The sequence below is a fragment of the Aeromonas sobria genome (assembly GCF_006243315.1).
GTDB lineage: Bacteria > Pseudomonadota > Gammaproteobacteria > Enterobacterales > Aeromonadaceae > Aeromonas > Aeromonas sobria_A.
In genome coordinates this window covers 134213-148288 of record NZ_NKWE01000001.1, presented here as the reverse complement: position 1 = coordinate 148288, position 14076 = coordinate 134213, and the positions used below count along the sequence as shown (strand labels likewise).

The window sequence follows — 14076 nt, the reverse complement described above, 5'->3', positions numbered from 1 at the left end:
CCTTGATGGCTCCCGATTCTAACGACTTTAAAAATAAAGGAAACTCAAGGGGGCGCTTTCGTCCCCCAAGGGTCAGAGTGCCGGGAACATGGGGTCGATGCCCTTGGCTGATTCAGGTGTGCCGAAGGCAGTGACAGCCGGTGCCTGCCCGCGGAACTTCTCGATCTCCACCAGCGCGGTATGGGCCGTGGTGGCCTGCGCTAGGCTGGAGGAGCCGATGTCAGCAGTCAGTACGTTGGGGTCACCATAGGTACAGAGCGTACCCACCTTGCCGCCCTCTTGCGGGCCATACCAGGCACCTTCCTGAATGCGCACCACGCCGGGGGCGTAGTCATCGCTCACCACCAGACCGGCCAATACCTGACCGCGACCGTTGAACACCCGCACCAGATCGCCGTCCTTGAGGCCGCGGGATTTGGCATCCTGCGGATTCATATAGACAGGCTCGCGCCCCTGCACCGTGTAAGTGGCGCGGTAGTTGTCAGAGGAGCAGAGCTGGCTATGTAGCCGCTTGTCCGGGTGGCAGGATTGCAGGTGCAGCGGGTACTGCTTGCTGCCGGGCCCGCCGTGGGAGCGCTCGTAGGGCTCGATCCAGACCGGGTGGCCCGGGCAATCCCCATAGCCGTAGTCGGCGATGGTCTTGGAGTAGATCTCGATAAGGCCAGACGGGGTACCGAGGGGTTCCAGATCCGGCTCCTGACGGAACGATTCGTGGCGTACCCAGGGCTGGCCCGCCGGGAAGGTGACGAACCCCTCGCCGTGCCAGAACTGGCTGAAACGGGGCAGACGAATACCGATGCCGCGACCCTGCAGGCGGGCGTCGTCATAGATGCTCTGGATCCACTCCAGCTTGCTCTTGCCGCCGGTGAACTCGGCCTCGCGACCGAAGCGACGGCAGAGATCGGCGAAGATGTCGTAGTCATCGCGCGCCTCGAACAGCGGTTCCACCACCTTGTACATGGCCAGAATGCCCGCGTTGGAGTGGGAACCCCACTGCTCGATGTCATCCCGCTCATAGGTGGTGGTGGCCGGCAGCACGATGTCGGCGAAGCGGCAGCTGGCAGTCCACTGGTGATCGATGCTGACCACGGTTTCCAGCTTGCGCCAGGCCGCGACCATCTTGTTGCGATCCTGCTGGTGGTGGAACGGGTTGTTGCCGCAGAACACCGCCATCTTCATGTGGGGGTAGGTGATGGTCTGGCCGTTGAAGGCGATCTGCTTGCCCGGATTGAGGATGCAGTCGACGAAACGGGCCACCGGAATGAATTTGGAGTAGCCCTTCCAGTCGCCGTCATGGAGCGGCTTGACCCCGGGAATGACCGAGCTGAAACCGGACATGATGGGGCCGCTTGAGGTGATGGTGCCCGCACCGTTGTAGTGCCAGCCAAAGCCGTAACCGCCGCCCGGCAGGCCGATCTGGCCAATCATCGAGGCCAGTACCACCAGCATCCATGCGTACTGCTCGCCGTGGTGCATCCGCTGTACACACCAGCCGCCGATAAGCTGGGTACGGCCGCTGCTCATGGCGCGGGCCAGCTCGCGGATGGTCTCGGCTGGTACGCCACAGATGGCGGCCGCCCACTCGGCATCCTTCACCTGACCATCGCTGGTGCCCAGCAGGTAGGGCAGGAACTTGTCAAAGCCGGTGGTGTAGTTCTTGAGGAACGCCTCGTCGTGGCGCTTCTCGCTGTAGAGGGTGTGGGCGATGCCCAGCATCAGCGGCACGTCGGTCTGCGGATTCAGGGTCACCTGATCGCAATTGAGATACTTCTGGGTCTTGGATTTGACCGGATCGACGCTGATGACCCGGATCTCGCCCTTGGCCACCTTATCTTTCAGCTGTGCCCAGTAGTCGTAGACGCTGTGATCCGGCACCAGCCAGCCCACTTGCAGGTTCTTGATGGGATCTGAACCCCAGATGACGATGGTCTTGCTGTGCTCCAGCACCAGCGGCCAGGAGGTCTGCTGCTCATACACCTCCATGGCGCCCGCCACGTGGGGCAGGATCACCTGGGCGGCGCCGGTGGAGTAGTCACCGGCCTTGGCCAGATAGGTGCCGTGCAGGTTCATGGCGCGGCCAAGCATGGCGCCAGCGGAGTGCAGTTTGCCCACCGACTGCCAGCCGGAGTGACCGGCATAGAGGGCGCTAGGGCCATGGGTTTTCTGCACCCGCTCCAGCTCGTGATAGAAAAAATCGAGCGCCTGGGACCAGGTGACCCGCACAAAGCGGTTCTGGCCACGTTCGCTGGTGTCGGACTGATGGCCTTTGCGCAGCCAATCCAGTCGCACCATGGGGTAACGAATGCGAGACGGGTTATAAACCACTTCGCTCAAGGCTTTGAGCATGTCGGTGGGGTGCTTGTCATGCTGGAACGGCAGGGTATCGACCCAGCGGCCATCGACCACCCGGGCGCGGAAGGCGCCCCAGTGGGAGCCAGATTGCACCAGCTTGTCGCCAGACTCGGCGGCCATCACGGCACGACCGAGCAGGGAGGGGCCGATCAGGGCGGAGGCACCGCCAGCCAGCAAGCCACCCAGAAAACCACGACGGGAAATATTGATCATCTTGTTATTCCTCTCTCGGATCCGGAACTCGAATCCGGAATTAGTGGCTGCCCTGACCACCGGTATCGGCGGCATGGTTCTGCAGGTATTTGAGCAGGGTGCGCTCCTCTTCCTTGCTCAGGCGATAGTAGGCAGACATCGCCTTGAGTCCCGAGATCCAGCCGTTGGCAGTGAAGTGAGCGGGATCCGGCGCGCCGTGGCAGGAGTTGCAGGTGGATTTGTACATCTCGCCGGCGTAATCCCAGATCGGCTTGAGTGAGGATTCAAAGCCCTTGTTGTCGACCCAAGCCTGTACCTGTACCAGCTCCCAATTGATATGGGTGGCACTGTCGGTCTCTTTTTTCAGGATCTGTTCGCTGGCTTTCAGCTCGTCACGGATGGTGGCGACAAAGACCCGCTTGCCCATGTATTCGCTCAGCACCCGGCCCTTGCCGTCGCTCTCGCGCCACCCTTCGATGGTCACCTTGAGGCGATCGCCGCTGCGGGCCACTACCTCGATGCGGGAGGCGGGCAGCAGTTTGCCGACCGGATCTGTGCTCTGTTCGCTGGCATAGAGATCTTTTTCACCCAGGTTGTAGAGGGTCTCGGCGGCTGGCGCCTCTTGCGCGTCGTTGACCAGAGTGGCGTAAGTGGCCCGGAAGCCGCCCGCCATGTTGGGCAGTTCGTGGGCGATGCCCTTGTGGCACTCGATGCAGTTCATGTTCTTCGCTGCCGCATCTTTCATCGCCAGCGCTGCCGCCGGGGACTGCTTGGCGTGATCCATGTTGTCGTAGCTGTGGCAGGACTTGCAGGTCTTGGAGTTCTGGCTGCTCATCCGGGCCCATACCTTCTCGGCCAGATGCAGGCGCCGGTCCTCGAACTTCTCCTGGGTGTCGATGCTGTGGCCGATGTACTCCTGATAGAGGTCGTTGGCCGCCTCCATCTTGCGGGCCACCTTGCCAACGAAATCCTTCGGCTGGTGACAGTCGGTACAGACCGCCTGTACGCCGGAAGCATTCTTGAAGTGGATGGACTCCTTGTACTCCGGATAGACGGTGTCTTTCATGGAGTGGCAGGAGATGCAGAATTCGAGGCTGCTGGTTTTCTCAAAGCCATAGTGCAGGCCGACGGTGCCCGCGAGGGTGACGCCGACGCCCACCAGAAGCAGCGCCAGTACCGACCAGCGACGGCTGGGGGTGCGCAGGAAGTGCCACAGTTTTTTCATCATGCTCTCTCACATCACTTTTTTGATGGGAGCCATGATAGGGAGGCGTTGTGAACAGGGCTGCCGCCACAAATTAATGAAATAGGGGTATTTATGACAAAATGTGAATAGAATAATCCTCCCTTGTCGACCATCGTGAACCCTGCCCATGAGCTACCACATTCTGGTTGTTGAAGATGATGCGGTTACCCGCGAGAAGCTGACCGGCTATTTCGAGCGGGAGGGCTATCGGGTGACGGCGGTCGAAAACGGCCAGCAGATGCGCGCCGTGCTGGTGGGGCAGACGGTCGATCTGGTGATGCTGGATATCAACCTGCCGGGGGAAGATGGCCTGCTGCTGACCCGTGAACTGAGGGCGCGCAGCACTGTGGGGATCATTCTTGTCACCGGCCGCAGCGATGCGGTGGACCGGATTGTCGGCCTCGAGATGGGGGCCGATGACTATGTCACCAAGCCGTTCGAGCTCAGGGAGCTGCTGGTGCGGGTCAAAAATCTGCTGTGGCGGATCTCGCTGGCGGCCGCCGCGCCGAGCGAGCCTGCGGTGGCTGACGATGCGGTGCGCTTTGGCCCCTGGCGTTTTGATATTCCCCGCCGCCAGCTCAGCAAGGACGGAGTGCCGGTGCGCCTGACCAAGGCGGAATATGAAGTGCTGGTGGCCTTTGTCGCCCATGCCGGGCGGGTGCTTAGCCGGGAGCGGATCCTGACCCTCATCAGCCATCGCGGCGATGGCCCGAGCGATCGCACCATCGACGTGCTGATCCGGCGGCTGCGCGGCAAGATGGAGCTGGATCCGCGGGATCCCCAGCTGTTTGTCACCGTCCATGGTGAAGGCTATCTGTTTGCTGGCGAGATAGTATCCTGACTCCGGCGTGGTAGCTTTGGTCTGTCTAACTCTCGAGGATCAGACCGGCGGACGGGTATCCAATTGCGGGCAGTCGTCGCCAATCTGGTGCCAGGGCGCCTTGGAGCCGACAAAGATGTGAAATGCGGGCCGCTGGCTTGGTACATCGTCCAGCACTCCGAGGCGCAGGTTGATCTTGCCGCTGCTGCTCTTCTGGCTGAACAGGCTGGAGCCGCAGTGACGACAGAAGGCCAGGGTGGTCTCTGCCGATTTCCGGTAGCGGCCGATGGCCTCTTCTCCCTTCACAATGGTGACCTTGTTGCCATCCAGTCCGCCGACAGAGGCGTAATCTCCCCCTGAAAACTTGCGGCATTCGCTGCAGTGGCAGTTCCCCATATAGTCGAACTGATCCGGCAGGATCAGGGCGACGGCGCCGCACAGGCAGCTGGCATGTAACTCTTTCATCTCTTCTCCTTGAGTGTGCTAATCGGATTTGGAACGGCTATTCGACCCGATAGACGGGACGAAAAGCGCCATCCGAGAGGGAATCGGCAGGGTCGGCCAGCGGTGCAGAGAGGGTCAGAATGGGTGGCCCCATCACCCGCGGGCACTGCTCGGCATTGGCATCCGGGTGTTGTAGCAGGCAGATAGCCTGAGCCACTGCAAGGCGCCCCTGCAGCCGCATCTGATCGCTGTTGGCAGCCAGGATCTTGCCCCGGCGCAGGCCCCGCTGCACCCCGTGGCTGAAGTAGGTACTCAGCACTTGGGGCCTGTCGAGATGGCGCTGCGCCAGTTCGTTGACGGCCACTTCGGCGGCGATGGCGCCTCCCACCAGATAGTCGAGATCGGGATAGCGGGCAAGGGTCTGCTGCACCAGAGTGCGCTGGATTTCCCGGCTGTTGTCGCCGCGCTCGGTTGTGACCAGCTTGATGGCGCTCCCCTTGATGGCGTCGGCAAAGCCAGGTTCGACGAAGTTATTGCCGCCGCTCGCCTGCGGGCCGGGAAAGAGGGCGACCGAGACCGGCTTGCTGCCGGCGGGGTGGCGCTGCGCCAGCCAGTGGCCAATCTGCCAGCCCATCTGGTACCAGGAGACCCCCACCTTGGCCTGCACCAGACCGGTGGGCAGATCGTTGACCAGACCAAAGACCGGCAGCGGCGTGGCCTTGATTGCCTCGTGCAAGCCCTGATAGCTCACGGCGCCGAGCAAGATGGCGTCGCTCCCTTCGTGCGCGCAGCGCTGCAACTGCTGGCGCTGCTCGGCGAGGGCGCCGTAGCCCCCCGCTTCGTGGATCTGCAACTTGACTCCCAGCCGCTTCGCCTCGTCCACCATGCCCTGATTGACCGACAGCCAGTAGGCGTCGCGAAGATGGGGGTAGAGGGCACAGAGGGTCAGCGGTTTGGTTGCTGCGGCGGGTTCCGGCCACTGCTGGCGCACCGGCTGGCCGCTGAATTCGCCGCCGGGCCAGATATCGACCGCAAAGGCGAGGGCGGCGCGGGGAAGCATTAGCAACCAGATCAGCAACAACGGGGAGAGATAGACGCTTCGCATAGTCAGGGGTTTTGTTAAAGTGTTGGGCCATATTATCCGGTCAAAGCCGACCACAACCAAGGGACTTCCCGTGAGAATCTTTTCCGGCCTGGGTGGCAAGTTGCTGCTGGCCTTCTCCCTGATGGCATTACTCACACTGAGTGCCTCCCTGCTGGGCTGGGTAGGGCTTAGCCATCTGCGCCAGCTGGAACAAGGGGTACAGCAGACTCTGGCCGATCAGGAGCTGGCACGCACACTCTCTCGCCTCAGCGGCGAGATCCAGAGCGCGTCACGGCTGCTGGCCACCGCAACCAGCGAGCAGGAGCGGGAGCATCAGGGGCGTTTGCTCACCCTGCAGGGACAGCAGCTGCAGCAGGTGCTGGCGCAACTTGGCCGTGGGCAGGGTTCAACAAGCCTCGATCAGCTCAGTCAGAGCATCATCGGCAATCTGGGTCAGCAGGGCTGGCTGGTGGGGGAGCGGTTGACCCTGATGGCGCAGGGTGAGGCGCAGCGGGCCCGTCTGGTGGCGGCGGCCGGACAGATCGCCGAGTTGGCGCGCAGCCAGATGGAGAACGCCGAAACCGTGATGGTGGCGGGATTGGGTTCCCTCTACCAACAACAAGGTGCGCAGGCGACTCGGACGCTGGACCGCCTGCTGGAGCAGGATCTCGACTGGCTGGAGCAGATGACCGAGCTGCGCCATCGCACCCTGATGCAGCAGCAGCGCATCGAAGAGATGTGGCGCAGCGATCGGCAGGAACAGTTGCAAACGTTATTGCAAGAGGGGCAGCGGGAGCTGGCTATCTTGCAACTGCGGGCCGGGGCGGTGACCGATCCGGCACGTCGTCAGGCGGTGGAGCAGGCGCTGACCGTGCTGGCGCAGAGCGACAAGCTGGTGCAACTGCGCAGCGACTGGCTCGGCAAGGGGGAGGCGCTGCGGGTGCTGGCCAATGCCAATGAGGCTTTGATGAGCAGCCTCAACCAGCAGGTCGGTGAGCTGGTCAGCCGTGCCCGCGATTCGCTGGGACAGAGCCAGCAGGCGCTAAGTCAGCGCCTCAGGCTGCTGGAGCAGGCGCTGATGGCCATTGGCCTGCTCACCCTGCTACTGCTGATGCTGCTGATGTGGCGCATGGTCTACGGCAGGATCGTCTGGCCGCTGCAACGGGCAGTGGCGGGGATGAGCCGGTTGGCGCGCGGGGATCTGGCTCCCCTTGAGCCGATCGCCAGCACCGGGCGCGATGAGCTGGTGGAGCTGGGGCGGGCCCTGCAGGTGTTTCGTGACAATGCGGTGGAGCTGGGCCGCTATCAGCGCGAGCTGGAGTCGCGAGTAGAGGAGCGCACCGGCCAGCTCAGCCACGCCAACGAGCGGCTCAATGAGGAGGTGGAGAAGCAGCGGCAAGCCCGCGCCGAGGCCGAGCAGGCCAACCGGGCCAAGTCGGTGTTTCTCGCCACCATGAGCCACGAGATCCGCACCCCCATGAACGGCATTCTCGGGGGCCTGACGCTGCTGGAAGATACCCACCTGAGCGATACCCAGCAGCGCTATCTGGCCGCCATCGAGCACAGCGGCGAATCCCTGCTGGAGATCCTCAACGACATTCTCGACTACTCCAAGATAGAGGCGGGCCATGTGGAGGCGCGCCGCGAGCCCTTCCCCCTGTTCCAGCTGGTGGATGAGCTGGGCGCGCTGTTCCGGCCAAAGGCAGAGGCCAAGGGGGTCACCCTGGCACTGGAGTATGCGCCCGGGCTGGCGCCTGTGGTCGAGGGGGATCTGGGCAAGCTGCGGCAGGTGCTCGGCAACTTGCTCGGCAATGCAGTCAAGTTTACCGCCCGTGGCCAGATTACCCTGACGGTGGCGCCCCTTGTCTGTCACGGCCCTTGCGCCGAGCCCTGCATCCGCTTCATGGTGCGCGATACCGGCCCCGGCATTCCGGGCGATGAGCAGGAGGCGGTGTTCGAGGCGTTTCGCCAGCGCAAGCGCGATATAGGCCATCAGGGCGGCACCGGGCTGGGACTGGCGATCAGCCGCAAGCTGGTGGCCGCCATGGGGGGCGAGCTGATCCTTGCCAGCGAACCGGGCAAGGGGTGTGAATTCAGCTTCAGCCTGCCCTTGCAACGCTCGAGTGCTCAATTGCCCGCCGAGGCGCAGCAGCTGCACCTTGGTCAGTCTCGCGACATCCTGCTGGTGGAGGATAACGAGATCAACCGGCTGGTGGCGCAAGGCATGCTGACCCGCCTCGGCCATCGCGTCACCCTGGCGGAGGATGGTCGCAGCGCGCTGGCGCTGGTGACCGAGCGTCCCTTCGAGCTGGCGCTGCTCGATATCAATCTGCCCGATATGGACGGCATGACCCTGCGCGAGGATCTGGCAGCCATCAGTGAGGAGATGCATGAACGGCCGCTGCCAGCCATCGCCATCTCGGCCCAGATGTATCCGGAGGATATCCGCCACTGCCTTGCCGCCGGCTTCGTCGATTTTGTCGGCAAGCCGGTGCGGCTGGCGGTGCTGGCGAACGCCATAGATCAACTATTTCGGCAAGAAGGGGCCTCTATCGAGCCGCAGGTGCAGTTATCAGTAGCCGTGCCCCCAACTAACCACCCCGAGTGGGCCAATCCGGTGCTGGATGCCGATCTGCCCCTGCTCGGCATGGCGCGGATCCGCCAGCTGGTCGCGCTGTTTGAGTCGCAAGGGCGGGTGTTGGTGGATAAGTTGGCTCAGGGTGAGGGAAGTGAGCAACGTCAGCTGGCGCACAAGCTCAAGGGGAGTGCGCTGGCGCTGGGGTTGACCGAATTTGCCAGCCACTGTGCGGCTCTTGAGGCGGGAGGCGGGGAGCCTGCGGCAATCGGGCCGCAATTTGAAGCGGCGGTGAGCGGGTTACAGCAGTGGCTGGCGGCCAATAGGGATGCGCCGTCCTGATCCCTTCTGACTATGCACAACGTTCAGAGGTGGTGGCCAGCCCCTGCGCCGTTATTCGATTTCACGAAACAGCGCTTGCTTGCACTTGGCGCAGACCCATTCACGGCGAAAGTCGGCCAGATGCACCAGACCCACTTCCCGCAACTCGTGGTGGCCGCAGTGGTGGCAGAAGATGATGTCGCCATCGACCGCCTCCGGGTGGGCCGCCAGATATTGTGCCTTGGTGGGGAGATCCTCCCACGGGCAGGTGGCAATATGTTTGCGCTGGCTGGTGTAGTAGACCCAGTAAAACAGAAAAAAAATAGCCAGGATCGCGAATGTCAGCAGATGGTCCATGTTGAGTTCCTCCGGTCAGATGCCGCCCTTCGGGCGAGTGGTGGCAATCAGCTCCATCATCATTAAATTTGTTTCGAATGAATATGTTACAGGATGGATCACCACGACGTTGTGATCCCCTTCGGGTTTTGCCCGCCCAGTAGCGGGATGAAAAATGTCTCTTTTGGCGGAGCGGCCAGGGTATTGAACAGGGAGGAAATCTTGTTTTTTACAACATAAAATCAACATTTTTTTAGGTTGTTGGACTGTCTCTTTGATCCAGCTCACGTTACAATGCCACGCCCATTACACCTACCGCGCAAACGATTTTCAGGAGAGAAACGGATGTTGAAACGTGACATGACCATCGCCAGCTATGACCCCCAGCTGTGGCAGGCCATCACAGACGAGACCCGTCGTCAGGAAGAGCATATCGAGCTGATTGCGTCTGAGAACTACACCAGCCCCCGTGTCATGGAAGCCCAGGGCTCCCAGTTGACCAACAAGTACGCTGAAGGCTATCCGGCCAAGCGCTACTACGGTGGTTGCGAGTATGTGGATGTGGTCGAAACCCTGGCCATCGAGCGCGCCAAAGAGCTGTTCGGTGCCACTTACGCCAACGTGCAGCCGCACTCCGGCTCCCAGGCCAACAGCGCTGTCTATATGGCGCTGCTGCAGCCGGGCGACACCGTGCTGGGTATGAACCTGGCCCACGGTGGTCACCTGACTCACGGCTCCCCGGTCAACTTCTCCGGCAAGCTCTACAACATCATCCCTTACGGTATCGATGAGTCCGGCAAAATTGACTACGACGAGATGGAGCGTCTGGCCGTTGAGCACAAGCCGAAGATGATGATCGGTGGCTTCTCCGCCTACTCCGGTATCGTTGACTGGGCCCGTATGCGTGAAATCGCTGACAAGATCGGTGCTTACCTGTTCGTCGACATGGCTCACGTAGCCGGTCTGATTGCCGCTGGCGTCTACCCGAACCCGGTGCCCCACGCTCACGTGGTGACCTCTACCACTCACAAGACCCTGGCCGGTCCCCGTGGTGGTCTGATCCTCTCCGCCGCTGACGACGAAGAGCTCTACAAAAAGCTCAACTCCGCCGTTTTCCCGGGTGGTCAGGGTGGCCCGCTGATGCACGTCATCGCCGGTAAAGCCGTTGCCTTCAAAGAGGCGCTGGAGCCGGAGTTCAAGACCTATCAGGCTCAGGTAGTGAAAAACGCCAAGGCGATGGCCGCGACCTTTATCGAGCGCGGTTACAAGATCGTCTCCGGCGGTACCGACAACCATCTGATGCTGGTTGACCTGATTGGCCGTGAGCTGACTGGTAAGGAAGCTGATGCTGCGCTGGGCAAAGCCAACATCACCGTCAACAAGAACTCTGTGCCTAACGACCCACGCTCCCCGTTCGTCACCTCAGGTGTGCGGATCGGTACCCCGGCCATCACCCGCCGTGGTTTCAAGGAAGCCGAGTCTATCCAGCTGACCAACTGGATCTGCGACGTACTGGACAACCACGACAACGATGCCGTGCTGGCCACCGTACGCGAGCAGGTGCTGGACATCTGCCGCCGCTTCCCGGTTTATGCCTGATAACGGCGTTAATCCGGTTTGAGACCAATGCCACCTTCGGGTGGCATTGTTTTTTCTGGCATTTGGCAAGAGGTGAGGGCGGATGACGCTGAACAACGACGCACAAAGGTGCGATGAAAGGGGTGATGAGGAGTGGGAGGCGGCGCTCAAGCTGGCGATCCGCGCCCAGTATCACTTTCGTACCAGCGAGCAGGGGCTGCTGGCCTGGGATGTGCGCCGACTGGTGCGATTGAGCCGCGACCTGCCGGTGCAGACGGTGGCACTCGGCCGGATTGCCGAACTTGACCGGGTGCACTGGTACGGCCATGACGGCGCCAGCCCCACGGTGCGCAGCGTGGTCGAGCATTGTCAGCTCATCATGGCGGCGGATCTCGCTTATCCGGTTATTCTCGACAGCGCCGGTCGGGTGATGGATGGCATGCACCGGATCGGCAAGGCATTAATGCTGGGTCATGACCATATCGATGCGGTGCAGTTTATGGTCGATCCCGCCCCCGATTATCTGGATTGCGATCCCGATAGCCTGCCTTACGACGACTGAGTTGCCCCTTGGTGATAACGGACAGAAAAATCACGCTTTTCCGCTTTTTACCGCCCTTGTATGGCCGTGCTACACTGGCCGACCTAGATCCTGGCCCGCCGGGCCGGTCCCTGTTCCATTAACGCCGGAGGTCCGATGCATTGCCCATTCTGTAGTGCGGTTGATACCAAGGTGATCGATTCCCGTCTGGTGGCAGAAGGCCATCAGGTGCGCCGCCGTCGTGAGTGTCTGCTCTGTCACGAGCGCTTTACCACCTTCGAGATGGCCGAACTGGTGATGCCCCGCGTCATCAAGTCCAACGGCTCCCGCGAGCCGTTCAACGAAGACAAGCTGCGTGCCGGCATCCTGCGGGCGCTGGAGAAACGACCGGTGAGCATGGAGGCCATCGAAAAGGCGGTCAACCACATCAAATCCCGCCTGCGCGCCACCGGCGAGCGCGAAGTCGCCTCAGAGCTGGTGGGCAATCTGGTGATGGATGAGCTCAAGAGTCTGGACAAGGTGGCCTATATCCGCTTTGCCTCCGTCTATCGCAGCTTCGAAGATATCCGTGAGTTTGGCGAAGAGATCGCCAAGCTGGAAAAGTGAACCTTCCCGGACGCAGGTTCGATTAGCGAAGCGTAACCGGACGCGGTAACGCAGTCAGTTACGTGATCGGATGCGGCTTGGGTGTTGTTGAAGACAGGAGTCCTGATGTTTAGTCAAGATGATTACCAATGGATGAGTCGGGCCCTCGAGTTGGCTAGCCGCGGCCGTTACACCACGGCCCCCAACCCCTGCGTCGGTGCTGTGCTGGTCAAAGATGGGGTGGTGGTTGGCGAAGGGTGGCATCAGAAGGCGGGCGAGCCCCATGCGGAGGTCTATGCCCTGCGCGCCGCCGGTGACAATGCCCGTGGCGCCACCGCCTATGTGACCCTCGAACCCTGCTCTCACCATGGCCGTACTCCCCCTTGCGCCGAGGCGCTGATCAAAGCCGGGGTTGCCCGGGTGGTGGCGGCCATGGTCGATCCCAATCCCGAAGTGGCCGGGCGCGGTCTGCGCATGCTCTCCGAGGCGGGTATCAAGACCGATTTTGGCCTGTTGGCCAGCGATGCCGAGGCGCTCAATCCGGGCTTTTTCAAGCGGATGCGAACCGCTTTTCCACGGACCACAATCAAGCTGGGTGCCAGCCTCGATGGCCGCACCGCCATGGCGAGCGGCGAGAGCCAGTGGATCACCTCCCCCGATGCGCGCCGCGACGTTCAGCGGCTGCGGGCTCGCCACGATGCGGTGCTCTCCAGCGCCGAGACGGTGCTGGCCGATGGCGCCTCCCTGACCGTGCGTTGGGACGAGCTGCCACCTTCGGTCAAGGCCAGCTATTCCAAAGAGACCCTGCGCCAGCCGCTGCGGGTCATCGTCGATTCGCAAAACCGGCTCACCCCCGATCTGCCGCTGTTCCAGAGCGAAAGCCCGGTGCTGCTGGCCCGTCACAAGGCATCCGGTGAGTGGCCCGCGTGGGTGCAGCAGCTGGAGCTGCCGCTGTTGGATGGCAAGCTGGATCTGGTCAGCCTGTTCATGCTGCTGGCTAAACGGCAGATCAACTCAGTGCTGGTTGAAGCGGGGCCACGACTGTGCGGCGCGCTGCTGGATAAAGGACTGGTGGATGAGCTGGTGCTCTATCAGGCGCCAAAACTGATGGGTGATGAGGGGCGCGGCCTGTTCCATCTGCCCGGGCTGAGCCGCTTGTTCCAGGCGCCCAAGCTCAACATCAAGGATGTGCGCATGGTCGGGCTGGATATTCGCATTACCGCCAAAATAGCCTGATTTATCAATGTTAAAGGGGGCCAACGCAGCCCCCGTCATCAGCAAGGTGATCTGCATGTTTACCGGAATTATCGAAGCGGTGGGAACCCTGGCCGAACTGCGCCGTCAGGGCGACGACATGGCCCTCACCGTCCATGCGCCGAATCTGGATTTTAGCGACGTCAAGCTGGGTGACTCCATCGCCACCAACGGCGTCTGCCTCACTGTGGTGGCGCTGGGCGACCAGCGCTATACCGCCGATGTGTCGCTGGAAACCCTGTCGCGCAGCGGCTTTGCTGCGGCCAGGGTGGGCGATCGGGTCAACCTCGAGAAGGCGCTGATGCCTACCTCCCGCCTCGGTGGCCATCTGGTCTCCGGCCATGTGGATGGAGTGGGGGAGGTGAAAAGCGTCTCCAGCAGCGGCCGCGCCATCGAGTACTGGATCAAGGCGCCGGGCGAGCTCTCCCGTTACATAGCCGAGAAGGGGTCGATTGCGGTGGATGGCATCAGCCTCACCGTCAATGCCGTGCAGGGGGATCTGTTCCGCCTGACCATAGTGCCCCACACCGCTCAGGAGACCACCATCGCCAGCTGGAAGCCCGGCCACAAGGTCAACCTGGAGGTGGATCAGATCGCCCGCTATCTGGAGCGGCTGATGATGGGCAAACCTCAGGAGAGCAGCGCCTCGACCCTGACCATGGCGACCCTGGCCAAGGCCGGTTTTCTCTAACGGTGTGCGCTAAATCTGGCTACCAAAACGATTTTCTGTGATCCCGCTCTGATTGAA

Annotated in this window: 13 protein-coding genes; 7 read left to right on the top strand and 6 right to left on the bottom strand. The window is 61.9% G+C overall.

Features of this window, described 5'->3' with window-relative positions; all coding sequences use genetic code 11:
- Nucleotides 1-72: 72 nt before the first annotated feature.
- Together torA and torC are read right to left on the bottom strand one after the other, a co-directional pair.
- Nucleotides 73-2565, bottom strand: a complete 2493-nt coding sequence (gene torA, locus CF137_RS00670) for a trimethylamine-N-oxide reductase TorA (RefSeq protein WP_139717213.1) — start codon at nt 2563-2565, stop codon at nt 73-75.
- A gap of 40 nt (nt 2566-2605) precedes the next feature.
- On the bottom strand, nt 2606-3772 hold the full coding sequence (torC, locus tag CF137_RS00665; protein WP_139717211.1) for a pentaheme c-type cytochrome TorC: 1167 nt from the start codon (nt 3770-3772) through the stop codon (nt 2606-2608).
- Nucleotides 3773-3917: 145 nt separating this feature from the next.
- Between torC and torR the strand changes: the two genes are divergently transcribed.
- Entirely contained in the window at nt 3918-4631 is a 714-nt protein-coding gene (gene torR, locus CF137_RS00660; RefSeq protein WP_139717209.1) for a two-component system response regulator TorR, read from the top strand.
- 39 nt (nt 4632-4670) lie between these two features.
- Here torR and CF137_RS00655 read toward each other — a convergent pair whose 3' ends face one another.
- Entirely contained in the window at nt 4671-5075 is a 405-nt protein-coding gene (locus CF137_RS00655; protein WP_139717207.1) for a GFA family protein, read from the bottom strand.
- 37 nt (nt 5076-5112) lie between these two features.
- Nucleotides 5113-6159, bottom strand: coding sequence for a TMAO reductase system periplasmic protein TorT (gene torT, locus CF137_RS00650; protein ID WP_139717205.1), 1047 nt, complete (start codon nt 6157-6159; stop codon nt 5113-5115).
- 70 nt (nt 6160-6229) lie between these two features.
- Between torT and torS the strand changes: the two genes are divergently transcribed.
- Nucleotides 6230-9055, top strand: a complete 2826-nt coding sequence (gene torS, locus CF137_RS00645) for a TMAO reductase system sensor histidine kinase/response regulator TorS (RefSeq protein ID WP_139717203.1) — start codon at nt 6230-6232, stop codon at nt 9053-9055.
- A 51-nt stretch (nt 9056-9106) separates the two neighbouring features.
- On the opposite strand, the gene CF137_RS00640 is transcribed toward torS, so the two are convergent.
- Together CF137_RS00640 and CF137_RS00635 are read right to left on the bottom strand one after the other, a co-directional pair.
- Complete coding sequence (locus tag CF137_RS00640) at nt 9107-9391, bottom strand: hypothetical protein (protein WP_139717201.1); 285 nt, start codon at nt 9389-9391, stop codon at nt 9107-9109.
- A 15-nt stretch (nt 9392-9406) separates the two neighbouring features.
- A complete protein-coding gene (locus tag CF137_RS00635) occupies nt 9407-9658 on the bottom strand; it encodes a hypothetical protein (protein ID WP_139717199.1) in 252 nt (83 codons plus the stop codon).
- A 57-nt stretch (nt 9659-9715) separates the two neighbouring features.
- On the opposite strand from CF137_RS00635, the gene glyA reads away from it, so the two are divergent.
- From glyA to CF137_RS00610, 5 genes are all read left to right on the top strand, one after another.
- The gene (gene glyA, locus CF137_RS00630) at nt 9716-10969 is read left to right on the top strand and encodes a serine hydroxymethyltransferase (RefSeq protein ID WP_068977825.1); all 1254 of its coding nucleotides are present in this window, start codon (nt 9716-9718) and stop codon (nt 10967-10969) included.
- A gap of 82 nt (nt 10970-11051) precedes the next feature.
- The gene (locus CF137_RS00625) at nt 11052-11510 is read left to right on the top strand and encodes a hypothetical protein (protein WP_139717197.1); all 459 of its coding nucleotides are present in this window, start codon (nt 11052-11054) and stop codon (nt 11508-11510) included.
- Nucleotides 11511-11645: 135 nt separating this feature from the next.
- Entirely contained in the window at nt 11646-12095 is a 450-nt protein-coding gene (gene nrdR / locus CF137_RS00620) for a transcriptional regulator NrdR (protein ID WP_005338880.1), read from the top strand.
- Nucleotides 12096-12200: 105 nt separating this feature from the next.
- Nucleotides 12201-13310 (top strand): bifunctional diaminohydroxyphosphoribosylaminopyrimidine deaminase/5-amino-6-(5-phosphoribosylamino)uracil reductase RibD, encoded by a 1110-nt coding sequence (ribD, locus tag CF137_RS00615; protein WP_139717195.1) that lies wholly within the window; start codon nt 12201-12203, stop codon nt 13308-13310.
- Nucleotides 13311-13365: 55 nt separating this feature from the next.
- Complete coding sequence (locus tag CF137_RS00610) at nt 13366-14019, top strand: riboflavin synthase (protein ID WP_139717192.1); 654 nt, start codon at nt 13366-13368, stop codon at nt 14017-14019.
- Nucleotides 14020-14076 lie beyond the last annotated feature (57 nt).

Excerpts from the sequence above, each read along its gene's own strand:
- CF137_RS00610 (WP_139717192.1), top strand. The coding sequence starts at position 13,366 with ATGTTTACCGGAATTATCGAAGCGGTGGGAACCCTGGCCGAACTGCGC.
- nrdR (WP_005338880.1), top strand. The coding sequence starts at position 11,646 with ATGCATTGCCCATTCTGTAGTGCGGTTGATACCAAGGTGATCGATTCC.
- torC (WP_139717211.1), bottom strand. The coding sequence starts at position 3,772 with ATGATGAAAAAACTGTGGCACTTCCTGCGCACCCCCAGCCGTCGCTGG.
- ribD (WP_139717195.1), top strand. The coding sequence starts at position 12,201 with ATGTTTAGTCAAGATGATTACCAATGGATGAGTCGGGCCCTCGAGTTG.
- torR (WP_139717209.1), top strand. The coding sequence starts at position 3,918 with ATGAGCTACCACATTCTGGTTGTTGAAGATGATGCGGTTACCCGCGAG.
- glyA (WP_068977825.1), top strand. The coding sequence starts at position 9,716 with ATGTTGAAACGTGACATGACCATCGCCAGCTATGACCCCCAGCTGTGG.
- torT (WP_139717205.1), bottom strand. The coding sequence starts at position 6,159 with ATGCGAAGCGTCTATCTCTCCCCGTTGTTGCTGATCTGGTTGCTAATG.
- CF137_RS00655 (WP_139717207.1), bottom strand. The coding sequence starts at position 5,075 with ATGAAAGAGTTACATGCCAGCTGCCTGTGCGGCGCCGTCGCCCTGATC.
- torA (WP_139717213.1), bottom strand. The coding sequence starts at position 2,565 with ATGATCAATATTTCCCGTCGTGGTTTTCTGGGTGGCTTGCTGGCTGGC.
- CF137_RS00640 (WP_139717201.1), bottom strand. The coding sequence starts at position 9,391 with ATGGACCATCTGCTGACATTCGCGATCCTGGCTATTTTTTTTCTGTTT.
- CF137_RS00625 (WP_139717197.1), top strand. The coding sequence starts at position 11,052 with ATGACGCTGAACAACGACGCACAAAGGTGCGATGAAAGGGGTGATGAG.